19 protein-coding genes are annotated in these 25,406 nt (G+C 31.0%); 15 read left to right on the forward strand and 4 right to left on the reverse strand.

Going from position 1 to position 25,406, the window contains the following annotated elements; translation table 4 throughout:
- The first annotated feature begins 20 nt into the window (after nucleotides 1-20).
- A complete protein-coding gene (locus QPK10_RS05300; RefSeq protein ID WP_368486965.1) occupies nucleotides 21-4,394 on the forward strand; it encodes a PolC-type DNA polymerase III in 4,374 nt (1,457 codons plus the stop codon).
- Nucleotides 4,395-4,419: 25 nt separating this feature from the next.
- Here QPK10_RS05300 and QPK10_RS05305 read toward each other — a convergent pair whose 3' ends face one another.
- Entirely contained in the window at nucleotides 4,420-4,779 is a 360-nt protein-coding gene (locus tag QPK10_RS05305; protein ID WP_368486966.1) for a hypothetical protein, read from the reverse strand.
- Nucleotides 4,779-5,567: a polysaccharide deacetylase family protein gene (locus QPK10_RS05310; protein ID WP_368486967.1), complete on the reverse strand. Its 789-nt coding sequence runs from the start codon at nucleotides 5,565-5,567 to the stop codon at nucleotides 4,779-4,781. The genes QPK10_RS05305 and QPK10_RS05310 overlap by 1 nt, the downstream gene beginning before the upstream one ends.
- Nucleotides 5,568-5,727: 160 nt before the next feature.
- On the opposite strand from QPK10_RS05310, the gene era reads away from it, so the two are divergent.
- The 7 genes from era (at nucleotide 5,728) to QPK10_RS05345 (ending at nucleotide 13,493) form a co-directional block, all read left to right on the forward strand.
- Nucleotides 5,728-6,624, forward strand: coding sequence for a GTPase Era (gene era / locus QPK10_RS05315; protein WP_368486968.1), 897 nt, complete (start codon nucleotides 5,728-5,730; stop codon nucleotides 6,622-6,624).
- 6 nt (nucleotides 6,625-6,630) lie between these two features.
- Nucleotides 6,631-7,386, forward strand: coding sequence for a DNA repair protein RecO (gene recO / locus QPK10_RS05320; protein WP_368486969.1), 756 nt, complete (start codon nucleotides 6,631-6,633; stop codon nucleotides 7,384-7,386).
- A 61-nt stretch (nucleotides 7,387-7,447) separates the two neighbouring features.
- Complete coding sequence (locus tag QPK10_RS05325) at nucleotides 7,448-8,818, forward strand: glycine--tRNA ligase (RefSeq protein WP_368486970.1); 1,371 nt, start codon at nucleotides 7,448-7,450, stop codon at nucleotides 8,816-8,818.
- Between the two features lie 20 nt (nucleotides 8,819-8,838).
- Nucleotides 8,839-10,692, forward strand: a complete 1,854-nt coding sequence (dnaG, locus tag QPK10_RS05330; RefSeq protein ID WP_368486971.1) for a DNA primase — start codon at nucleotides 8,839-8,841, stop codon at nucleotides 10,690-10,692.
- 6 nt (nucleotides 10,693-10,698) lie between these two features.
- Nucleotides 10,699-12,057: a sigma-70 family RNA polymerase sigma factor gene (locus QPK10_RS05335; RefSeq protein WP_368486972.1), complete on the forward strand. Its 1,359-nt coding sequence runs from the start codon at nucleotides 10,699-10,701 to the stop codon at nucleotides 12,055-12,057.
- A 4-nt stretch (nucleotides 12,058-12,061) separates the two neighbouring features.
- A complete protein-coding gene (locus tag QPK10_RS05340) occupies nucleotides 12,062-12,724 on the forward strand; it encodes a tRNA (adenine(22)-N(1))-methyltransferase TrmK (RefSeq protein WP_368486973.1) in 663 nt (220 codons plus the stop codon).
- Nucleotide 12,725: 1 nt separating this feature from the next.
- Entirely contained in the window at nucleotides 12,726-13,493 is a 768-nt protein-coding gene (locus QPK10_RS05345) for a Nif3-like dinuclear metal center hexameric protein (RefSeq protein ID WP_368486974.1), read from the forward strand.
- A 10-nt stretch (nucleotides 13,494-13,503) separates the two neighbouring features.
- On the opposite strand, the gene ispH is transcribed toward QPK10_RS05345, so the two are convergent.
- Together ispH and QPK10_RS05355 are read right to left on the reverse strand one after the other, a co-directional pair.
- Entirely contained in the window at nucleotides 13,504-14,385 is an 882-nt protein-coding gene (gene ispH / locus QPK10_RS05350) for a 4-hydroxy-3-methylbut-2-enyl diphosphate reductase (protein WP_368486975.1), read from the reverse strand.
- 135 nt (nucleotides 14,386-14,520) lie between these two features.
- Nucleotides 14,521-14,829 (reverse strand): hypothetical protein, encoded by a 309-nt coding sequence (locus tag QPK10_RS05355; RefSeq protein ID WP_368486976.1) that lies wholly within the window; start codon nucleotides 14,827-14,829, stop codon nucleotides 14,521-14,523.
- A gap of 316 nt (nucleotides 14,830-15,145) precedes the next feature.
- Here QPK10_RS05355 and QPK10_RS05360 point away from each other — a divergent pair, with 316 nt between their 5' ends.
- From QPK10_RS05360 to QPK10_RS05390, 7 genes are all read left to right on the forward strand, one after another.
- Entirely contained in the window at nucleotides 15,146-16,330 is a 1,185-nt protein-coding gene (locus tag QPK10_RS05360) for a hypothetical protein (protein WP_368486977.1), read from the forward strand.
- A 173-nt stretch (nucleotides 16,331-16,503) separates the two neighbouring features.
- Entirely contained in the window at nucleotides 16,504-19,527 is a 3,024-nt protein-coding gene (locus QPK10_RS05365; protein WP_368486978.1) for a hypothetical protein, read from the forward strand.
- Nucleotides 19,528-19,620: 93 nt separating this feature from the next.
- Complete coding sequence (locus tag QPK10_RS05370; protein ID WP_368486979.1) at nucleotides 19,621-20,202, forward strand: hypothetical protein; 582 nt, start codon at nucleotides 19,621-19,623, stop codon at nucleotides 20,200-20,202.
- Nucleotides 20,203-20,343: 141 nt separating this feature from the next.
- Complete coding sequence (locus QPK10_RS05375) at nucleotides 20,344-21,096, forward strand: hypothetical protein (RefSeq protein WP_368486980.1); 753 nt, start codon at nucleotides 20,344-20,346, stop codon at nucleotides 21,094-21,096.
- A 29-nt stretch (nucleotides 21,097-21,125) separates the two neighbouring features.
- Nucleotides 21,126-21,833 (forward strand): ATP-binding cassette domain-containing protein, encoded by a 708-nt coding sequence (locus tag QPK10_RS05380; protein WP_368486981.1) that lies wholly within the window; start codon nucleotides 21,126-21,128, stop codon nucleotides 21,831-21,833.
- Nucleotides 21,823-22,695: a hypothetical protein gene (locus QPK10_RS05385; protein ID WP_368486982.1), complete on the forward strand. Its 873-nt coding sequence runs from the start codon at nucleotides 21,823-21,825 to the stop codon at nucleotides 22,693-22,695. The genes QPK10_RS05380 and QPK10_RS05385 overlap by 11 nt, the downstream gene beginning before the upstream one ends.
- Nucleotides 22,696-22,701: 6 nt before the next feature.
- The gene (locus tag QPK10_RS05390; protein ID WP_368486983.1) at nucleotides 22,702-25,401 is read left to right on the forward strand and encodes a hypothetical protein; all 2,700 of its coding nucleotides are present in this window, start codon (nucleotides 22,702-22,704) and stop codon (nucleotides 25,399-25,401) included.
- Nucleotides 25,402-25,406 lie beyond the last annotated feature (5 nt).

Consider the following 25,406-nt stretch of genomic DNA (forward strand, 5'->3'; position numbering starts at 1 on the left):
ATAACAAGGAGAGGAAGACGATGGATCAACAATTAATTAAACTATTTATTGCTAATGATTTAGAAGTTGACAATGCTTATTTTCAAGATGCCAAAGTAGTTAAAAGTGAATATAGTACTACAGATAGTATTTTTCGGATTGTTATTGCGGTTAATGAGTTACTACCAATTAATATTTTAGCGCACGTGGAATCAACATTACGACACAATAAAAAAATCCCCACTAAGATTGCGTTAGAAATTAATAATCTCAACTATAATATTAGTAATATTTTTGAATATATTGAATATATTCGGGCTCATAAATCAGAAGTTAAACAAAGTTATTTTAATAAGTTAAGTGCTGATAGTTTTCAGTTAGCTGATAATAAATTAATTGTGCGGGTTACTTCCGAAAGTGAACGTAAATTAGTTAATGAACATTGTTTATACTACCAAAATCATTTACGCCGCTATGGTTTTAAAGATTTGACGTTAATTGTTAAAGTTGAAGCGGTTGAAAATGATATTTTAGCAATTAACCAAGAAGAGATTGATAAAATTCGCGAAAATGTTCATCGCCAGTTAAGTGAGCAGCCCTCAGTTTCCCCAACTGCCATTAAAAGAGACAGTAATCCTAATGGGACAAAACCCCGGAATTTTTATGGCAAAGTTAATTTAGAAGTTCCCACTTATAATAAGATTAAGGACATTGACCATGATGAACCTAATGTTATTATTCATGGGAAAATCTTTGCGAAGGATCGGGTTGCAACAACAACTAAAAAATTTATTTATGTTCTAACAATTACCGATGGTAGTGATTCAATTTCAATTAAGTATTTTACCCGGGATGAAAATCCGGATGAAAATTTAGAGACCCTTAATATTAATGATTGAATCAGTGTGTATGGTGATATTCGTTATGATACTTATGCCAGTGAGCAGGTTATTTTTTCTAAAAAAATTATTAAAATTGAAAAAGAAGAAATTACCCGTTTGGATAATGCACCCGTCAAACGAGTTGAACTTCATACCCATACTAAAATGAGTACGATGGATGGGGTTGTTAACGTTCCCGATTTGTTTAAATTATTATCAAAATGAAATCACCAGGCAATTGCTATTACTGACCACTTAAACATTCAAGTTTTTCCCGAGGTTTATAATACTAGTTTAAAATACCCCGATTTAAAAGTTATTTATGGACTAGAAGCAGATGTTTTAGATGATGTTGTGTGGTATGTTAAAAACCCTCATCAACATAATTTGCGAACAGCAAAATATGTTATTTTTGACTTGGAAACAACTGGGTTAAGTAATGAATATGATGAGATTATTGAATTTGGGGCAGTCATTATGGATGGGATTAGTGGTGAACGAGAAACTGTTAACCACTTGTTTAAACCAAGTATAAAATTATCTTCGTTTACAACTGAACTTACTGGGATTACCGATGATATGTTACAAGACAAGCCAACTTTCTTAGAGTCAGTAGATAAGATTTTAGGTTATTTTCAAGATGCAATTTTAGTCGCCCATAATGCTGAGTTTGATATTGGTTTTATTCAGTCCTGAATTCAAAAAGCTGGGCATCCAAAAATCAATAATACCATCATTGATACCTTACAATTATCACGGGCTTTAGAAAGCGGGTTAAAAAATTATCGGTTAGGAAGTATTGCTCGGCGTTATAATGTTATTTATAATGAAGAAGTTGCCCACCGTGCGGATTATGACGCGATTGTCTTAGCTGACATTTATGAGCACCAACTTCGTAAAATGATTAACGAATTTAATGTAGAAATTGATGATGACTTAAATAAAATTCATAATGACCAAGTTTATCAAAAAATGCGGGCTAAACATTTAACTATTTTAGCAAAAAACCAAGCGGGGATTTTAGACTTGTTTACTTTAGTTACTAAATCACATACCGATTACTTTTATTCTTTGCCAAAATTATTGAAAAGTGTTATTAATCAACATCGCGAAAATTTATTAATTGGTTCTTCTTGTGTGAATGGGGAAATTTTTGAGTTAGCGCGAAATAAATCAAATGAAGAATTAGAAGAAGCAATGGCCTTTTATGATTATATTGAAGTCCAACCACCAAGTGTTTACAAACACTTAGTCCAACTAGGAGATTTAACACAGGAGCGGTTATTAACTGTCATCAGTAATATTATTCATATTGCTAAAAAGTTAAATAAACTAGTGGTGGCCACGGGGGATGTTCACTATTTAAACCCCGAAGACAAAATCTTCCGCGAAGTTTATATTCATTCAAAAGGAATCGGGGGAAAACCACACCCCTTATTTGACTATAAAAATCGGATTAGTGAGTATCCAGAACAATTTTTACGAACAACCAATGAAATGCTGGCAGAATTTAATTTCTTAAATGATGAAAAATTAGCATATGAAATTGTGGTGGAAAATACTAATAAGATTGCTGATCAAATTGAAAAAGTTCAAATTATTAAAGATAAACTATATACGCCCTCAATTGAAGGTAGTGATCAGTTGTTAAAAGAATTATGTTATAAAAATGCTTATGAAAAATATGGGAACCCGCTCCCAAAAATTGTCGCTGATCGTTTAGAAAGTGAATTAACTGCAATTATTAAACATGGATTTGGAGTTATTTATTGAATTGCGCATAAACTAGTTGATAAATCATTACGCGATGGTTATTTAGTTGGATCACGGGGAAGTGTTGGAAGTAGTTTTGTTGCTACAATGAGTGCTATTACCGAAGTTAACCCTTTACAACCGCATTATATTTGTGCGAACTGTCGTTATAGTGAATTTATTACCGATGGAAGTGTGCGGTGTGGTTATGACTTGGTGGATAAACCATGTCCCCAATGTCAAAATATTATGCATGGTGAAGGGCATGATATTCCGTTTGAAACATTCCTTGGCTTTGAAGCAGATAAGGTTCCTGATATTGATTTAAACTTTTCAGGAGAATACCAACCAGTGGCCCATGATTTCACCAAAGAAATGTTTGGGGAACGCAGTGTTTATCGTGCCGGAACAATTTCAACAGTGGCCCAAAAAACAGCGTTTGGGTATGTTCGCGGTTATTTTGAAACTAAAAATATCCTCCATTTAAAACGAAAAAGTGAAATTGAACGGATTACAAAAGCTTGTGAAGGGGTTAAAAGAACCACCGGTCAACACCCCGGGGGAATTGTTGTTATTCCTAACGAGTACCAAGTAGAAGCATTTACGCCGGTTAACTTTCCCGCAGATGATACAACATCTAGTTGGCTAACTACTCACTTTGATTTCCACGCTATTCATGATAATGTCTTAAAACTTGACATTTTAGGGCATGTTGATCCGACTGTTTTAAAAATGTTACAAGACTTAACTGGAGTTGATCCCAAAACGATTCCAACAAATGACCCCGCGGTGCTAAGCCTCTTTCAAAATTTAGATAGTTTAAAAATTAGTCCCGAAGATATTAATAATGAAAAAACCGGGGCGATTGGAATACCGGAATTTGGGACTGGTTTTGTTCGCAAGATGTTATTAGATACGAAACCATCATCGTTTGCAGACTTAGTCCAAGTTTCGGGGTTATCCCATGGGACTGATGTTTGAATTGGTAATGCCCAAGATTTAATTAAAAACCATAATATTACAATTTCCCAAGTTATTGGTTGTCGGGATGACATTATGGTTAACTTAATTTATAAAGGGTTACCCGCAAAAAGTGCTTTTAAAATTATGGAAGATGTCCGCAAAGGTCGTGGCTTAACTCCGGAGCACGTTGCGTTAATGAAAGAACATAATGTTGAACAATGATATATTGATTCATGTAATAAAATTAAGTACATGTTCCCCAAAGCACATGCCACAGCGTATGTTTTAATGGCGTGAAGAATTGCCTGGTTTAAAATTAATTACCCAGTTGAATATTATGCCACTTATTTTTCAACCCGCCCGGATGTGTTTGACATTAAAACAATTTTAAAAGGAAAAGCTACCATCCAAAATGTTTTACGCGACATTCAAACGCGCTTAGAATCAAAAGACTTTAATATGGTTAATAAACCTTCGCAAAAAGAAAAAGATCTAATTCCTGTTTATGAGGTTGCCTTAGAAATGTATGCCCGGGGCATTAAAATGAAAAATATTGATTTACAAACTAGTGATGTAAAGAATTTCAAAGTTATTGTTGAAAATGGTGAGAAAATAATTTTACCACCATTTGCGGCAATTGATGGTTTGGGTGAAGCAGTTGGCGAAAGTATTGTTTCAGCTCGCAATACTAAACAATTTATTTCAATTAATGATTTACAAAAACGAACTAATATTACCAAAGCCCATATGCAAGCTTTTGAAGAACTAGGAATCTTAAATCATCTCTCAGAGGATGATCAAATAACATTTAATTTTTAAAAATAAAAAAGTACTTCTCAAATTATTAGGAAGTACTTTTTAGATTATGATTGTCAGTTTGTTTTAGTTTAATTTTTCGTTTGGGAATTATGAGTACCGATGCTAAACTAACCACTAAACTACTAAAAGTTAATCAATTAGTGGTTGTTACTTCTAATTGGTAGGAACTAGTAAAGATAGTAAAGGAAACTATTTTAAAAATGACGGCGGGTATAATGAGAATTTCACTTATTATAATACTAACTAGTAAACTTCAAAAGTGAATTTTTTTCAGGGGTCTATTTTTAATTAAAAGATAAAGCAAATAACTATTTAAACTAGTAATTAAGATAAAGAATAAAAATATTAAAGTGGTATATAAAATTTCTCAATTTGAAATAATCATTAGTTCACCAACTTTCCATATTTTTGGTAGTAATGTGGACTATTAGGATTAAAGGATGCAAATTGATAACCTTTTTCTTTTAAAATCCGAACTAATTCGGGAAGCCATAATTTTGCATAGTTACGAGTATGGCAGACAAAAATCTGACCTGGGCGGAGATGCGATAAATATTCTTGCAAGATTTTATTTTTTCCTGAACGTTCTTCATTATAATCAGTTCCTAAATAGCCGCGAATGAAATACTTATTGTTAGTTTTTTGTCCGATATAATCCATCCCATTAAAATATTGTAAATATGCAAATCGTGTAGGGACTAGTTCAGGAGTAATTGTCATCTTTAAAATATTTTGATAGATTTTTTGTAATAACTTATATGTATGGTTTAGTTCTTGGACCGCTAATTTTTGGCGGTTAAGATAATTAAGATGGGAATAAGTATGACTCCCAATCCACGAATAACTTGGTCCAGTTAAAATTCTTCGTTGGAGTGCTAAATATTTATTCGCAATGTTGGGGTCTTTATTATAAAGACGGTGATCAATATTCTGTCCAATTTGAAAAAACATCCCACTAACTTTTTCTTTTTCTAAAATATCAAGAATTGCATTGTCGGCACTAGCTTCAGGCCCATCATCAAAGGTTAACATTACTACTTTTTGTTTAGTATTAACCCGATTTACCTCGTAATTATATATTTTGTGAGTGTTAACTAAAATATTTAAAATTAAGATAAATATTGTTAAAGTACTAATAGTTAAAAGTAGTAAAATTTTAATTTTTACTTTCATTGAATTTTCCTCTCGTTTTTTCTTTGTGAAAGTATTATATATGATTTTTCGATAATAATTAATTATTTAATGCTAATTTTAATAAAAAAGATGACTTATTAACGCCACAAATTATTGGGATCTAAGATATAATTAATGTAAAGAAACTGGAAGTGATCAAATGAAAGAAATTAAATCAGGTTTTGTCGCAATTGTTGGTCGCCCCAATGTTGGGAAGTCAACTTTATTAAATACCATCTTACATAATAAAGTAGCAATTGTTACTCCCAAAGCACAAACAACAAGAAACCGAATTCAAGGGATTTATAATGATAAGGACAGTCAAATTGTTTTTATGGATACCCCCGGGGTTCATAAGGCAAAACATGAAATGGGTAAGTTTATGAATAAAGTAGCCTTATCATCAACTAAATCAGCGGATATTATTTTATTTTTATCTCCTGCCAATGAAAGAATTGGTGATAATGACCAGTATATTTTAAAAGCAATTCAAGAACGGAATGTGCCAATAATTTTAGTTATTACCAAATCAGATTTAGTTAAAAAAGATGACTTGGTTCTTAAAATTGCCGAATGAAATAAGTTAGCTAAATTTCATGAAGTAATCCCCATTTCTAGTCTCCAAAATGAAAATATTCCCCAATTATTAACCTTAATTAAATCTAATTTACAACCAGGTCCGCAATATTATCCCGATGATGTTTTAACCGACCAACCCGAAAAATTCTTAATCCGAGAAATTATTCGTGAAAAGATTTTGTTATTAACTGAAGAAGAAATTCCCCATAGTGTTGCAATCTTAATCGATCAGTTGGAAGAACAAGATAATTTATTAAAAATTATGGCATCAATTTGTGTTGAAAGAACTTCCCAAAAGGGAATTATTATTGGGAAACAAGGTAAAATGATTAAAGAAATTGGCACTAAAGCGCGCTTAGAATTAGAACAAATTTTAAATACCAAAATCTTTTTGGAATTATTTGTGAAAGTGGTGGAAAAATGGCGGGAAAAAGCATCAATGATAGCCAAATTAGGGTATAACAAAGAAAGTTATTAGGTTTGAATGGTTAGTCAAACTGTTGGCATTGTTATTAATACGCGGGATTATCATGATTTTGACCAAATTATCACCATTTTTTCCTTAGGTTATGGGAAGATCTCTTTTTATGCCCCAGGCGTAAAAAAGAATAATTCAAAAAATAAATATTCTTTACAATTATTTTGTGAGTCAGAATTTGAATTATTCTTAAGTTATCACGATGATAAATTAAGTAAATTAAAAACCGGGAATTTATTAACATCTCGTTTATTCCTCGCTAATAATTATAATGATTATTTATTAGGAGTATTAGTCTGTGAAATTACGGACCAGGCTTTTGAACCCCGGGATAGTAATCCTCAATATTATTATCTTCTAAAACAAACATTAAATTATTTAACTTCTGCTGAGGATAATTTAATTGCTGTGGTGATGTTAATGTTTTATAGTTTCCGCTTTTTTGGGGTGCAATGGAAGTTATTAGCTTGTGCTCGCTGTTTTAGTAAAAAAAATATTAAAACAATTAGTTTTAGTGAAGAGGGTTTAATTTGTAAAAACTGCTGGCGCCCTGGTGAAGTGGTGTTGCAAGTCGATTTAATTAAAGATATTATGCAATGACAAACTTTTGAACAGATTAATTTTAATACCTTAGTTAAGTATAAAACTAATAATGAAATTCTTCTTTTGTTTCGGATGCTTTGTGAATACTACCAAGATAAAATTGGTTTATTTTCTTACAGTATTTTCGAAATGAAGAAAAAATCGATTTATTTTAAATAATAACATAGTATAATAATTTTTAGAGTAATACTTTATATAACAGAGAGGAAAAGAAAAATTAATGAAATATTCTTTAGAAGAAGTTGTTAATCATTTAAAAACCCAAGGATTTGTTTTTCAAGGGAGCGAAATTTATGGTGGTTTAGCAAACACCTGAGATTTTGGACCATTAGGAGTTGAAGTTGAACGGAATTTAAAAAGTCTATGGTGAGATTTTTTTATTACAAAATCAAAATTTAATGTTGGTTTAGATAGCGCAATTTTAATGAATAATAATGTCTGAAAAGCATCGGGACATTTAGGGCATTTTTCTGATCCATTATTAGATTGTAAAAATTGTAAAGCCCGTATGCGCGCTGACAAATTAATTGAGGAAGCCTATCCGGAGATTAATCCCGGGGGGTGAACTAATGAGGAATTATCTGCTTTTATTGAAGAAAAACAGATTTTATGCCCGATTTGTCATGCCCATGATTTTACTCCCATTCGTCAGTTTGAATTAATGTTTAAAACTAATCAGGGTGTGTTACAAGATGAAAAATCAGTTGTTTATTTACGCCCCGAAACCGCTCAGGGGATTTTTGTTAACTTTAAAAATATTCAGCGTTCTTTACGCAAGAAATTACCCTTTGGGGTTGGTCAAATTGGGAAGTCATTTCGGAATGAAATTACCCCTGGAAACTTCATTTTCCGGACTCGTGAATTTGAACAAATGGAATTAGAATTTTTCTTTGATCCGCAGGATAAAACTGACTGGTTTGAATATTGACTAAACCAAGTTAAATTATTCTTGCAAAAAATTGGTTTACAACAACAAAACTATGTTTTGCGTGAACATGATCCTAAAGAATTAGCTCATTATGCAAAACGAACAGTTGATGTTGAATATAAGTTTCCTTTTGGTCAAGGGGAATTATGAGGAATTGCCAACCGAACTGATTTTGACTTAAAACGTCATAGTGAATTTTCAAAACAAGATTTATCATATTTAAACCAAGAAACTAATACCAAGGTATTTCCTTATGTAATTGAACCATCAGTTGGGGTTGGCCGTTTAATGTTAGCCTTATTATATGATGCTTATTGTGTGGAAACCATTAATGATAATGATACCCGGGTGGTATTAAAATTAAATCCCCATTTAGCACCATATCAAATTGCGGTTATTCCGTTAAGTAAGCAATTAAATGACCATGCTTACCAATTATATGAAGAATTATTACAAAAATATCATTGTATTTATGATGAAACGGGAAATATTGGGAAGCGTTATCGCCGCCAGGATGCGATTGGAACACCATATTGTGTTACTTTTGATTTTGATAGTTTAGAAGATCAGAAAGTTACGGTCCGTGATCGTGATACAACAGAACAAACAAGAATTGAGATTAGTAAATTATCAGCATATTTCGATAAGTTATTAAAGAAATAATTTTAAAAGGAGGGATGCTTATGGCGTTAGTCAGTAATGAAAAAATTGATTTAATTCGCTCAAAAGTTGATATTGTGGCAATTATTTCGCAATATTTAAAACTAGAAAAGCGGGGACGAAATTACTGAGCAGTATGTCCTTTTCACCAAGATTCACATCCTTCGATGAGTATTTCTCCCGAAAAGCAAATTTATCGTTGTTTTGCTTGTTCTGCGGGGGGGAATGTCTTTACTTTTTTACAAGAATATAAAAATATTCCTTTTGTTGAGGTTTTAAAAGAATTAACCGCTGTGGCTGGAGTTTCTTTAACAGAACTTGATAACTATCAAGTTAAATCACGTTATGATGACCTTGACAAAAAAATTTTTGCTTTGAATGAAGTTGTTAAAACTTATTTTATTAATAATTTAAATACTAAAAAAGGGCAACCGGCGCGCGAATACTTAACAAATCGCCATATTGATCACCACCAAATTGAAGAATTTATGATTGGTTATGCGGACAACACGCCTGATAGTTTGTACCAATTCTTGCTACAAAAAGGTTATCATATTAATGATATGGAAGCTGCTGGAGTAGTTACCATTAAAAATGGCAAAGTTTATGATTATTTTAATAACCGGGTGATGTTTCCGATTTTAGATGATGAAAGTAATTTGATTGGTTTTTCGGGACGAGTTTTAACAAATACTGATAATCAAGTGAAGTATTTGAATACCCCCGAAACAAAAGTTTTTAAAAAAGAACAATTAATGTATAACATTCAAAGGGCAAAACTAGAAGCCCGGAAATTAGGTTATATGATTTTATTAGAAGGCTATATGGATGTTATTAGTTTAACCAAGATCGATATTAAAAATACCGTGGCTTTAATGGGAACTAATTTAAGTTCATATCATCTGCAAGCCTTAAAGAAAATTACCAATGAATGTTTAATCTTTTTAGATGGTGATACTCCGGGGGTAAAGGCAAGTTTAAAAGCCGCGGGTAAATTATTAGCTAATAATTTTAAGGTTAAGATTGTTAATAATGAAACCAACCAGGATCCCGATGAATTAGTTAATAGTGGGCAGGCTGCTGTTATTAGTACTATGATTGCAAAAGCAACCCACCCAGTTAGTTTCGCAATTAATTATTATCATTCGCGTTTCAATTTAACTGATGGTAATGAACTCCAAGAATTTATTAATATTGTGGGGCCTTTGATTAAAGCAACCGATAATGCGCTTGAACAAGAATTATATATTAATAATTTAGCCCAAGTCACTAACATTGGCAAAGAAACTTTAATTAGTCAAATTAATAATCTTAAAGCTCCTCAGCCAGCAAAGGTTCCTAAACAAACCACCACAGATTTCCCATCTCCTCAAACAATTAAGAAAACAGCCACCATACCAAAAACAGCAACTCAAAATGCGTTAGCTTATAAAATTAAAACTTTAAAACGATATTTATTAGCTGAACAACAAATGATTTTGCAATTATTAAATTCTCGAAAGGCAGCTGATTTTTATGAAAAGAAAATTAGTATTTTAAATGATAATGATAATCGGTTAATTGCTAATTATATTATTGACTATTACCATAGACATTTGGACCAAGAAAGTGTTAATATTAATATGTTGTGTGGTGAAATTAATGAGGAAAAGTTAATTAACCAATTAACAGCTATCCTCAATAGTTCACCATTTAAAACTGAATATAATACAAAAGCATTAGAAGACTATGCCATTTTAATAAATGATTTTGCAACGGAAAAAGAGATTGCAATGCTAAGGGCTAAATTAACAAAAACAACTGATATTATGGAACAACAAGTAATATCAACTGAAATTGATAAAATGAATTTAAGATTAAAATTTAAGAAGGGGTAAAAAATTATGATGTTATCAAAAAAAGAAGTTAAAAATATGAAATCATTTGAAGAATTTAAGGAATATATTAATAAATTTCTTGAAGAAAATAACAATGAAATTGAACAAGAAAAAGTATTAGAGTTAATTAATGAACATTTTGAACTAGAAGATAATGATGTCGATGAATATTTTGAAGAATTATTAGCTAATGGGGTTGAATTTAGTGATGTAAATTTAGATCCCGAAGATTTAACAGAAGATTTAGAAGATGACACACCTGTAATTAGTGATGAAAAAAGCACCAAAAAACCACGGGAAGATCGCATTAAATATAAAGTTGGCGGAATTTCTAACGAAACAAAAATTCAAGATATTATTAAAGCTTATTTCAATGTGTTAGGAACAAGCAAAATTTTAACGCGTGATGAAGAAATTAAATATGCTAAAATGCTAGAATCAAGTGATCCAGAAGAAAAAAAATATGGGCGAGAAAAACTAATTACTTCTAACTTAAAACTTGTTGTTTCTGTGGCACGAAAACATTTAAATCGTGGTTTAGATTTTTCGGATTTAATTGAAGAAGGTAATATTGGCTTAATGAAAGCAGTTGATAAGTTTGATTATACGAGAGGATTTAAATTCTCAACTTATGCCACATGATGAATTCGTCAAGCCATTACGAGAGCCATCGCTGATCAGGGTCGCACAATCCGCATTCCTGTTCATATGGTTGAAACAATTAACAAGTTAACAAGAATTGAACGCCAACTAACCCAAGAATTAGGAAGAGAACCTACTTTTGATGAAATTGCGGACCGAATGGGGCAAGGAATGACTGGGGAAAAAGTTCGCGAAATTAAACGATTATCAATTGAACCAGTGTCGTTAGAAAAACCAATTGGGGATGAAGATGATACTCATTTTGGAGATTTTGTTGATGATAAAGATATTTTTACTCCCGATGAATATGCGGAAAAAGAATCATTACGCGAAGTTATTGATGAAGTTTTTCATGAAATTTTATCAGCCCGGGAAGAAAAGGTAATTCGTATGCGCTTTGGAATTTTACCAACAAAATTACGAACTGTGCTACGCTTAGCAAAAGAATGTGAGGATGAATCATTCCCCGAACTTGTCCAAACTGTTAAAAGTTTAGATATTCATTATGATACTCCGATTGAAAAAGTCCAAAGTCGTAAAAATAAAATTATTGATAAGCACTTATCAAAATATGATTCACCAAAAACATTAGAAGAGGTTGGAAAAGAGTTTAAAGTTACCCGTGAACGGATTCGTCAAATTGAAGCCAAAACAATTCGTAAGTTTAAACCTAATCAGTCAAATTCAAAAGCAAAAGTTTTGAAGGATTTCTTTAAGGGCTAACGCAATGGAAATCTTATCAGAACGCTTATTGCTAATTGCTAAACAAGTTAATCATAATGATGTTATTTGTGATATTGGAACGGACCATGCGTTAATTCCAATTTATTTAGCAAGAGGTAATTTAATTACTAAAGCATATGCTTGTGATATTGCTGAACAACCTCTTGAGCAAGCAAAAAAAAATATTGCTAAATATAAAGTTGGTGAAGTAATTACTCCCGTGTTGGCAGATGGTTTAACGGGAGTCGTGGGCATTGCCATTGATAGTTGTATTATTTCGGGATTAGGAAGTAACACAATTTTAACAATTTTAGAACAAGATGCTGATAATATTGAGCGTTATATTCTTTGTCCCAATGATGATGCCAATTTACTTCGCCAGTGGGTCAAAACCCAGCATTACTTTTTAGAACAAGAATTAATCATGAAAGAAAATGATCTTATTTATGAAATTCTTGTTATTAATAAATCCGCTGGAAAAAAAGTTAAAAACCAAAAAGATATCATGTTTGGACCAATTTTACGTAAAGAAAATAGTGCCATTTTTAAAGAAAAGTGATTATTAAAAGTGGTTCATTTTCAAAGTTTATTGGAAAAGGTTCCTGCCAAATCAGCGAAAGCTAAAGAATTAGCCCAAAAAATTAAATTAATTAATAAGGTGATTTAAAATGCAAGCCAAAGAAATTTTTAAGATAATTGAAAAAGATTTTTCAAAAAAACTCGCTTGTAAATGAGATCCAACAGGTTATCAGTATGGCAAACCAACAACCCAAGTTAGTAAAATTTTAGTGGCCTTAGATTTAACAACCACTGTTATTAAAAAAGCGATTGCGGAAAATGTCAACTTAATAATTACCCATCATCCTTTTGTTTTTAATAAATTAAAACAAGAAAAACAAGATATTACTAAAAAACCAATTTTTCAATTGCTCGATCAATACCAAATTGTAGTTTATGCAACGCATACTAATTATGATAGTCAATTAGCAACCGGGATGAATAGTTTAATTCTCCAAAATCTAGGGTGTCAAAATATTACTAACCTAACCCATGATAATGTTACTAAACAAGGAAGATTACCAACCCCATTAAGTTACCAAGATATTATTACTAAGTTAAAAAATATTTTTCAAATTCCGGTGGTTCAACATAATATTAATGATTTGACCACAAAAATTACGACCATTGCCATTTGTACCGGGGCTGGTGGTAGTGTTATCCAGCGGTTAACTGATAAGATTGACTTGTTTATTACTGGGGAAATTAAATGAAATGAATGGTTAAAATTTGATGAACAACAAATTCCGGTTGCTTGTTTTAACCATTATATGGAAGATTATTATACTAACCATTTTAGTGAATATTTAATGGGAAAATTACCAAAAACAATTGAGATTATTCCATATCATATTAAAAACATTATTAACTATTATTAATAATGTTTTTTTATGGTAAATTTTCTAAATATTTAATAACTTCTAATTGTAGTAAGCTAGGAGTGGAAGCACCCGCGGTAACGGCCACCGTAGTAACATTTGTTAACCAGGCGGGATTAATATCATTTTTATCATTAATCCGATATGACTTAATATTAATACTTTCACCCATTTCCACTAATTTATTAGTATTATTGCTTCGTTCATCGCCAACAACTAGTAACAATTGAACTTCATTGGGATTCAGGTTTAAAACAGCGTTTTGACGTTCTAAGGTTGCATTACATAAATCATTTTTAAAAAGAATCCGCTCTTTAAAGATATTTTTTAACTTGTCAACAATTTCTTCAATATCAATTTTGGAAAGGGTGGTTTGATTAGTAACTAAAATTGGTTTAGTAGGGTCAACTTTGTTAATTATCTTATCAACATTAGCCAGGGTGGTTACCAAATGGATGCGCGGGTCAATTGACATTATTGCATTGGTTTCGGGGTGATAATCTTTCCCAATAAAAATTATTTCATAATCTTTAACCAGATATTCTTTAATTAAATCTTTGGTTGCCGTTACTCATTCACACTCAGTATCAACTAGGGTAATATTTTTGGCTTGGGCGACATCCTTAATTTTTTCATGACTACCATGTGCACTTAATACCACGACTGAATTATTAGGCAGGGTTTCTAGAATTGCCAAACGGTCTTGTTTAAAGTCATTAATCGGAATAATTCCTAAGTTGATAATTTCATTCACAACATGGTGATTATGAACTAAAAACCCCAGCATATAAATTTGTTGTCCGGGATAATTCTTGATGGCATCCTTTGCCATTTTAATTGATTTAACAACCCCAAAGCAATATCCCCGGGGCGTTACTTTAATGACATTCACTGTTTTTCACCTACTTATATATAAATTAATCATAATATAAAAAATTATAATTTAAACTTTTTTATGTTATTTTTCAAAGGAAAATTATTTAAAAAGTAAATTTTTTGTAAATTGTTTTAAAAAAAACAACTCATTTTAAGAGTTGGATTCTGATTGTTCTTTACAAAAATATAATAATTCTTCGCCTTTTCATATCGCATAGCGGTCATTTTTCTGGGAAAGATTATTTCATTTTCAAATTAAATAGTTATAATGTTTATTAATTTTAATTTCATAATGGTGAGTTACTGGTGAGAAAACAACATCTTTTTTGGCAATTAAAACTCGTAAATACTGGTTATTTGGTTCGGGAATTCTAAATAAAATTAAGCGGTCATCTTCATAATCATATTTATGATGGGGCAAAACCCGAATTGTTACTCAAGAATTATTTTTTTGTTCCATGGTTTTCCTACTCCTTTGGGTGCTGGTTCACATTCAAAAGTTCAATAATGAATAGATCGATAAAACTTTTGATAAGAAATACTAGAAAGAGTCATTGTTCATTTATATATTATGAATAAGCATTGATTTGAGTATTGAGCGCCTGATCTTATCTTTATCATTATCTATCTACATTATATGCTAAAACTAACATAAATTACTAATTTTTATCATAAATTTATTGAATGTTAAAGGTACTGGCTATTTTCTATGTTATAATAATAGCAATTAAATGAGTTGCGAACGGTTAAAATTAATAATGTAAAGGAAATTTTCAATGAAGAAGTTATTTACTGATAAGATGCTACTAATCTATCGGATTATAGGAGTTATTTTAATTTTTATTTTTTTAGTTCTTGATTTTATTTTAGTGTTAAGCACGCCGGGTGCTGACCACTTAAATTCGTATGGGGAACGCTTAAGCCATTATTATGCTTATTTTACAACCCAGTCAAATTATTTGGTTTTTGGGTATTTTGTGTTTTATTTATTTCATAAAAAGTTTAAAAATACCAAACCTGATTTTATTATCCGCTTGATGGTGACCGTCTATATTACAATGACGATGTTAGTTTTTTGATTAGGATTATTTACCCAGGGCGATATTGTCCGGGGGATGTCGGTATATGAATGAATTTCAACCGTTATTTTGCATACTGTTATTCCGGTGGCAATGATTTTAAGTTTCTGTATGACAGCTGGGGATGCTTTTTATAAATTTAGTAATCATCATAAAGCAAACTACTGAATAATTTGTTTATATCCTTTTTTATATTTAATTTGTGTGTTAGTGCGTGGCTATATTCGTCATTTAGACCACAAACCAGAAAACACTTTATTTCCCTATTTCTTTTTAGATTTTTATGCAACTAATGGGGTGGTAATGCTAGCCACTGGGAGTGTTTTAGTTTTTGTTTTATGTACATCATTTCAATACTTTTTTATTTGGGTCAATAATTTATTTTATTTTAAAAGACAAATTAAAGAACACCATCCAGAAAAAGTTAAGGAAATTAAAACAATTATTGATATTAAAAAATATCAAAAACTTGATCATAAGGGGAAAATTGCGTTAATTTTAGCGATTGTTGTTGCTTGTTTTAATATTATTTTTTCAGGTTTATACTATACCTTACGTGATGTGTGATCAAAAGTTTTAAACTATCCTTATAATAATAGTATTGTGCTAGCCTTTAGTATTATCATTATTGTTTTTAGTACCATTACGATTGTCTTTAGTATCTTGGGTTTTGCTAATTTCTATTGGGCACGGATTATTGTCGGATTCTTATCCGTTGCCTTAATTTGTTTTAACTGAATTTGAATTGTGGGACCAATTTTTGATATTGTTATTGCGTTTATTTGTTTTAATAACCCAAAATATTCCCAAGCTGATTTAGATTTATACCAAATGAAAAAGAAAACTAAAGTTGATTTAGAAAAAATTAAGTTGGATGAGTAAATTATTCCAATCTTTGACATTTTAAATGTTCAAAAAATAATAATTATAATAATTAATTGTTGATTAATTTTTCGTTATAATGAACTTGTTAATAGAGTACGAAAAGTACCTAACAAAATAATCTTTTGTTAGGTACTTTTTTATGGAAAACAAGTTTGAAGGGAACGCCAACAATGAAAAAAGATATTATATGCAATAGTTGCTGTAAAAAAATTTTAAGTTATCTCAAAAAGACTGGGCAAGAAAGTACTATCATTCTCAATAATTATGATGTTTATAAAATTAGTATTAATCAAGATTTAGATGAAACTAATTTTGATCCATTAATTATTTTTAAGTGTCGAAAAGTTTTTTTTGGTCTATTTTTAAAAGAAAATATCATCAATAATCCCCAAGATGTTGATAAAGAAACCCGTACCATTACCCTCCCAACGGGAATAGTTGTTAAAAAATTCAAAGCAAGTAATCAAATTTTACGAAAAAAACATCATCGCTTTTTATTAGCAAATTTACCTGCTTTATCTTTAACCGGGGTTAAAACTCATCTTAATTCAATAACAACCCTAGACCATAAAATTATACCTAATCCGAAAAACGAAGTGAGTTATTACCAAAAAACTATTTTAAATCAGCATAAACATTTTTTTAGAACCTTATTTTTAAAATCAAATTTACGGTTTAAAATTAGTTTTGTATTAATAATTATTTTAATAATAGGACTAGTAATTGGTGGGTGACAAATTTTTACTAGTTTAAAATCTCCGCGACCATTAGTTGACCACCGAATTAATATTTCCCAAGATGGGGGCGATTATTATAAATTAACAGCTAGCATTCAGAATACCTCATCAAAAGAATTATTATCTGCCGCTCAACATATTAATAATTTAAAACCTGAGTTGCAAAGTGCGATTAATGATACGACAACTATTTTAACAACTAGCGATTCTCTTCAATATGATGGGGGATATCACTTAATGAAAATTAATATTAATGCTAATCATTCTGAAATTTTTAAGGGAACAACTAGCATTACCATGAATATTAAAGCTACTAAGTTTGACATTTCCCAGTTAAGCGGTGACTTTACTCATGATAATCCGCTTCATATTGCTAATATTGATAATACTAGTTTATTAAATGCTCTTAAATTATTACCAAACTTAAATTCTAATTTAGCCAGTGTATTACTTGCCCAAGGGGTTCAAATTCTTAATATTAAAGGGCTAATAATTCCTGATGGGTTTGCCCACCGGATTAGTTTTACCTTGGATGCTAATAACACTAATAATTTTAAAGGACAGCTTAATTGTCAACTAAATTTAATTTCGGATAAATTTGATATTTCGCATTTAAAAAATGATTATACAACTTCTTCACCAGTTACAATTCGGGATACTAGTTTTAATAGTTTGGTATATTTAATAACTTCAATAGCAGGGATGGATCATCATTTAATTGCCGCCGCCCAGGATTCAAATATTATTTTAACTACTAAATCATCTTTGCCTGATGATGGTCAAAGTCACTTATTAAAAGTGACAATTGATGCCACAAACACTTTGGCATATAGTGGTCAGTTAACAATTATGTTAAAAGCCCAAGCTGGAAAAATGAATATCAGTAGTTTAAACCAAGATTTGATTTCTTATCCAGCTGTTAGCGAACAAAATGCTAGTCCTGAAAGTTTGCGTGATGCATTACAAAAAGTCCAGGGAATTAACCAAACAACTTTAAATGTTTTAAAAGAAAGTAACTTATTAATAACAACCTATTCTAAATTACCTAATGATGGGGCTGCTCACGAACTTGATATTACTTTAAATGCTTATCGAACTTTGGACTATACCGGAATTGCAACAATTAAACTAATGGCGAAAACAAGTAAAACTGATATTACTAATGATGGGGGAAACTATACAAATTATGGTAACATTATTAGCACGAGTGTTAATTCATCAGCGTTAATTAAGGCGTTAAAACAAATTAAACAAACTAATCCGGTAATTCTAAGTGCGATTAATGATCCTCGGGTAATTGTGAGCACAACTTCAAAACTACCCCAAGATGATCTAGCCCATGATATTGCAATTACAGTTAATGCTAACGGATCACAAGATTATATGGGAACTGCGAATATTTTAGTGTCAATGCTGGATCCCAAACCAGATATTACCAACTGAAGTCAAGACTTGACCAGTTCTCCTGTTGTGGTCGAACCAGATGTTAATCCGAAAGAACTATTTGATGCTTTAAAAAATGTGGATGGGCTAAATCCTCATTTAAAAAATATTTTAAGTTTACCAGGAATTACAATAGCAACAGAATCAAAACTAATTAATGATAATCAACCCCATAAAATTAATATTATTATTGATGCAAATAATGCTGCTAATTATAAAGGAAAAGCAACTGTAACCTTATTACTTAAAGCTAGTACAATTGACTTAAGCTATTTTAGTGGTAATTATTCGCAAGATGGTGCCTTTACCATTAAAAATACTAATCAAGATCAATTAGTGGCAGCAATCCGGGCCGATTCCAATATTAATCCAGTTTTAAAAAATGCGGTACGCGAAAAGGGGATTATTGTTTCAACCTCTAATAAGGTCCTTGCTACTGGACAAGGGATTTTGATAACTATTAAAATTGATGGAACTAATACAATTAATTATTTCAATAGTGCTATTATTAAATTAATGGTAATAATTCCTAAAAATACTTTAGTTGTTAATGTTCCCCCTGGAATGCTATCAGTAGCAAGTAAAGTTGATGAGTGGGGTATTGTTGCAGAGTATAGTAGTGAATCACCACCTTTTGCAATGATTGACTGAACTAAATATGCTGATAATTGAGATGATTTTATTCTTCAATATCCAACGATTACTGTTAGCAAAATGGTTGGTAAAATTCACGCAGATGATTTTAGTTATGACCAAACAATAACTGCTTTTGGTCCCTTGGCGGTTGATCGTGTTATTCCCCAAGATGGTAGCCAAACTTATCAAAAGATTGCTGGGTTCTATACAACTCCTTATTCAACTGGCTGTGTTGGTGCTGATATTTACATTCAATTTTGAAAAGCTGGGAATTTCATTTATGTCCAAGTTAAGTCGTATGTTATTGGTGGGGGTGCTTCTTTTTTCCATAAATATTCAACAAGTGCTCTTGATGTTAGTCAAATTAAATTTAATTAAAAGCAAGATTATTAAATTTATCTTGACTTTTTTTCTGATTTTTTGTTATTATCACTGTGAAGTAATATTAGATTATTACCCTGAGGACCGTTTATGAAATCACAAAAAACATTTATAACATACAACTCAGTTTTACAAGCCGGTTTATGCTGGAATTTCATTTTTGTCATTGCTAGTTTTTTGGTGTCCCTAATTTTTGGGGTTTTATTATTAATTAATTTTAATAATCATTTTGGAACCACGGGGCAGATTATTACAACAGGCATTATCTTGCTAATCCTAGCAATCGGTTGTTTGTTATTATTAATTTTTCCAAGTTTAATGGTAGGAATCACCACAACCTTACCCCACTGGTTAAAGATTTTAACGGGGGTTATTGCTCTGCTATGAGTAGTATTTCCCGGAGTGATGATTTTAACAGGCAAAGTTAATCCTGATAGTAGTAACTATAATAAACAACAACAAAACTTTAAAAAAGCACGCACGTGAATGATCGCAACAACACCAATTATTACTTTGGTTACTGTTAGTTTAGGGTTAACATGATGTTTACCAATGATTGAAAATTTAAAACTTAAAATTATTAGTCAGGACTATGTTAGTGATACCTTTGGGATGCTTACTTTTCTTTTAATTAATCCAATTGCGGGATGGTTAATATTAGCGAATAATTAAATTAACTATTTTTCAAAAAAAGTGTTAAAAAAAATATTTTTTTGCACATAACACTTTTTTTTTTTTTTTTAGTCTATATAATGATACTTGTTTAGTAAAAATGGACAGCATTTTTCTAATTTAAACAAAAGGAGAAAAAACATGAAGAAATCAATTTGAGCTTTATTTTTTAGTTCATTTTTAGTTTTACCATTAGCTAGTATTATTAACTTTTTTGTTAATGCTGATCTTAATAATACTAATGATTTAAGCCAAATTGTTAACCCTAGTCGGGGATGACCAGCAAAAAATAAAAATCAACTTCGAATTTGAGAGTTTTTATATGATGATACCCAGCAAAAGATTGTAGCAGTTAATAATAAGATTTTAAATAATTTTTATGCTTTCTATAATAATGAATACCAAAAGTATAAACCAACTGCTCCTGAACATGCTGGACAACCAGGTTATGATGAAATTGGGATTCCCAATGATGTTATTAATAATTATATTAAAAATAAAATTATTTTGTCGTATGATATGCAAGTTTTTAGTGCCCTAAGTTTGCGCTCGTATTACATTGAATTATCAATTAATAAAATTAACGACCCCACAAATAATACTATTAATCCAAATGAATATTTAAGTTTATGAGTGATGAAGTATTTTACGGCCGGGATTTATTATCAATGAGCAAAAATTTGGGTGCCTGATTTAGGGCGAACTGTTGAAAAGCCAATTGATATTGATTTCTATACTTTTGGTTCATTAGTCAAACAAGACAGCGATGGTAATCCAATCTGAAGTGAGGGACCAGATGAAGCTGCTGCTGCGAAGGTTAAACCGTTATTAAAATTAGACCCTATTATGAATAAACTAATTAATACTATCTATGATGAATTATTTTTGAACTAATAAAAGATGTTAATAGGAGCGACAATTAGATGATTATTTTAGAGAATATTAGTAAAAGTTATGGTAAGAATGAAGTCTTGAAAAATATTAATTTAAAAATTGCTGATTCCGAATCAGTTGCCATTTTAGGATCAAATGGGAGTGGAAAAACCACTCTTGTTGAAATTATTTCTGGGGTTTTAAAACCTAATAATGGTCAAGTTTATTTTGTTGATCAGAATAATGAGAAAGTCCATAAAAAAATCGGGGTTCAATTTCAAGATGGTTATTGACCAGCGGGGACAACACCACTAGATTTAATTAAATTTTATAAAGGGCGGGGTTATTTAACCACAACGGAAGGACAACAGTTAATTGATGCTTTTGAATTAAAAAATATTTTAAAAAAAGATATTGCTTCCTTATCCGGAGGACAACGCCAACGTTTTAATTGTTTTTTATCAATTTTAAATGATCCCGAAATTTTAGTGTTAGATGAATTAATTACGGGACTAGATTTAAAGATGCAAATTAAACTTGTTAATTTTTTCAAAGAATGGAAACAATTAAAGAAGATTAATTTATTAATTGTTTCGCATACTCCTGAAGAAGTTGAGATGTTGTGTGACCGGGTAATAATTTTAAAAGATGGCCTTGTTTATCTCGACCAAAATATTACCACGATTTTACAAGAATTTGGGACCTTGCGGAAAATGTTAATTAAATATTTTGAAGAAGAGGTTGGCTATGAAGATTAATTTTCTTGAACATTGAAAACCAACATTTTCAAAACTTAATAAAACAGCTAGTTTACTCTTCAAAGTAATTTTTACTAATCCGCGTACCTATATTTTTGTTTTTATTTTTTCTGGTCTATTGTCAATTCTATGTTCATGGTTATGAAATACTTACAGTTTTTTTGTCATTCTGCCACCCATTTTAATTAACTTTTTATCAATCTCAGTTTTTGTTGCTAGTTTTTACTTAGGATTATATTTAGTGGAATGACGAAGAAAGCAGTTTTTAAAAAAAATTAAATTAATTAATTTACATCAATATCATATTATTATAGTAGTCTTTCTATTAAATGTTGCGTTAACTAGTATCTCGGTTTTAATTAATATTATTTTATATAATATTTATTCGTTAATTCCAATTTTTAATTTCCATTTACCATTGCTTTCTAATATTAGAGCATTTGTGTGGGTTCTTTATATTATCGGAATGATAATGTTAACTTTTTTCTTAACCTTATTATATGTGTGAATGGCCACCGCTATTTCCAACCGAAATTGGTCATTTGCCACCCTAACTATTGTCACTTTATTTTTATTAATCTTTTCAGATGTTATTTTACAACCAACAATTACGAATAAGATGTGGCCATTTATTATTCTGGGCTATCTATGTCCAACCAAATATTTTATTTGATTTAACATGTTATTTACTTCCTACCAATTTTTAGACCCGCTTGGAATTAGCCAAATTATTCAAGATTTTAATCAAGTCTCGTTTATTGTTTTTAACCAAGTGTGAGAACCCTTTCTGGGGATTGTTGTTTTTATTGGTATTTTTAGTTATTTAGCACCCAAATATTTTACCTGGGGAATGAAAGGATAAGAGTAGATGCGAAAATTATGAATTTGTTTAAGTTTAACAACAATAATTACCTTACCATCAATGTTATTAACATCATGTTCAATTGGTAGTGTTAGTGGTAACCAATATCTAAATAGTCTGCCAAATTTTGACTGGGCTAGTGATGAGTATGGGGATGGAATTGCTTTTAATAATATTGATCAACATAATATGTTAGCTAATTCTCCGCACCAAGTACCACTTGGTAATATTACTCCTATGCACGAGGGGCGATATTTGGATTATTCCAAATTTAGTACTGGTTTTCAGTGAAACCAAAATATTAAAAAACAAGCAGTAACCGGGGTGCCACTTAATAAAGGGTTTATGCCAAATGGGAACTATGCCCAAGATTTTGGTGTTACTTCTTTAGCACAAAGATATTTACGTCTTAATTCAATTTTGGATTGAAACCCTGCCACTGACTATGATGCCAAATATAATCGGAGTGTTATTCCTTTGCAACCGCGAAAATACGTGGCGACTTATAATTCCTCAGAACAAAATGAAAATATTAAGTATAACCAATTAGGCTTTTCATCGCGTAAACACCGTACTTTTGACAACACCATTGTGGGAACCAAAAATCCGTTTGAAAATACTAATTTAAATTGACAGTATATTAATGAATATGTTAACTGGTCGGGATCATGGTTTGAAGGACCAATTGTGCCACCACCTGCTGATGTAATTGATGCGGCCCATGTTAACGGGACACCTATTTTTGGAAATGTTTTTTTAGATGGTTATCACGGGTTAACAAGAGAAATGCTGAAAGATTTTTTAGCGCAAAATAGTGATGGTAGTTATAAAATTGTTGATATTTTAATTAACTTAGCCAAATATAATGGCTTTGATGGGTGGTTTATTAATAATGAAGCAAATGGGGCTGCGCCGAATGGTTCAATTTTAGACTATAATACAATGTATGAAATTATCAAAGAATTTAATTATAAAGTTGCTACTGCTAGTGATCCAAATATTAAAAAATTAAAAGTAATTTATTATCGTAATGATGCCACTGTGTCAAAGGGGAGTCATGGTTATGATGACCAAGAAACAATTAAAATGACAACGAGTGGTTATCAAAAACCAAATGGTGAAATTACTCCAACTGAAATTCAATTAAATTTTGGGGAGATCCCTGATAAAACAGTTGATTTCTTAAAAGACAATCCTAATTATCATCCTAGTGATTTACACACTATGGTTGATGAAGGGGCTAATCCAAAATATTTTGGGACCTATAATTTTCGTCAATTAGCTTACCAAGAACAGTTACGTCCCCCGGGAAAACCTTCTTATAATAAGGATGTCTATACTAGTTTTTCAACTTATTTAGATGCGGGGGCAGGAACTTTTGGGACAGATGCTTATAATTGAGCAAAGGCCAACGGTGTTAATAATCCTATCCGAGCCTATTTATTTGCTACTCAAGTTACTAACTTATTTAATACCATTCAATTTTCCGGAACTAACACTTTTATTAGTAGTAATGATGAAGGTTTACAATCAAACCGGTTTTTAAATGATTATCAAGGATTAAATCCTAGTGGTTCTTACCAACGAGCAGCATTTATTTCCGACCCCCGAATTAAAGCTGCTAATAAAGGAAAGGTTGATCCCTTTGTTGAACAAAAAATCTATGATTACCAAGGTCATGGTGGTTATAATTCTTCTAGTTATGGAATTGGTAGTTTAGTCAAAGAACAAACAACTTTATTTGATGAAGACCAAATTTTAAATAAACAAACTAACTTTTCAACGGGGAGTGGTGTGCAGTTTGTTGAACGTGACCAAAATGGCCAGCCAATTGTTGCTAATAATTATCCGTGAACTAATAAAAGACTAACTGATATCTTACCAACTTACCAATGGAAAATTTATGATGAATCTCAACGCGATAAACCATTAAATATTAATGCCCTAAGTGGTTTTTATGATTATGATACAGTCTACCAAAAGGGTAATTCGATTGCGATTGGTAGTGGTTTTAATAAAAATGGGGAAGTTTTACCAGCTCAATGAGATAATAGCAAGGTATATGACTGGGATATTTTAGGAACTAATTTAATTAGTAATAACCACCAAGTTAGTTTTGTTTATTATGATGGGTCAAATAATAATACTAATGCGACCGTAAACTTCTGGGTAACTACTACTGACCAACAAACAATGCTGCCGACTAGTCAAAGTATTACTCCGGATCATAGTGAAAAATTACCCGGAGGATGAGTAAAAATTGATTTAAACTTAAATAAATTAAGCAATATTAGTTCAAGCAATCGCATTGCTAAAATTGGTTTGCAAATTAAACCACAGACTGATAAGTTTAAATTTAATGTTGGTCAATTTACAATTACTACCCCATCAACTAATAATAACAATAATAATCCTCCTCAGGAAATTAAGAATCCTAGTGCGGAATATGTTATTAACCGGATGGTTAATAATAAGGAGTTATATAATATTCGGTTTGGGTGAGAAAGTACCTACACAACTAATTTAGACTATTATGCAATTTATTATCTTTATGAAGGTAAGTGGTATCGAATTGGTGAAACTACCCAAAATTATTATTTTGTGAAAGACTTACAAAGCACTGGCCACCAGATTACCTTAATGATTAAACCAGTTTTACAAAATAATTTATCCCAACCAGGGTATGTGATCAATGTTAATGTTTAGGAGGT

The sequence above is a fragment of the Spiroplasma sp. DGKH1 genome, from assembly GCF_040940205.1.
In the GTDB taxonomy this organism is placed as follows: Bacteria; Bacillota_I; Bacilli_A; order Mycoplasmatales; family Mycoplasmataceae; genus Spiroplasma.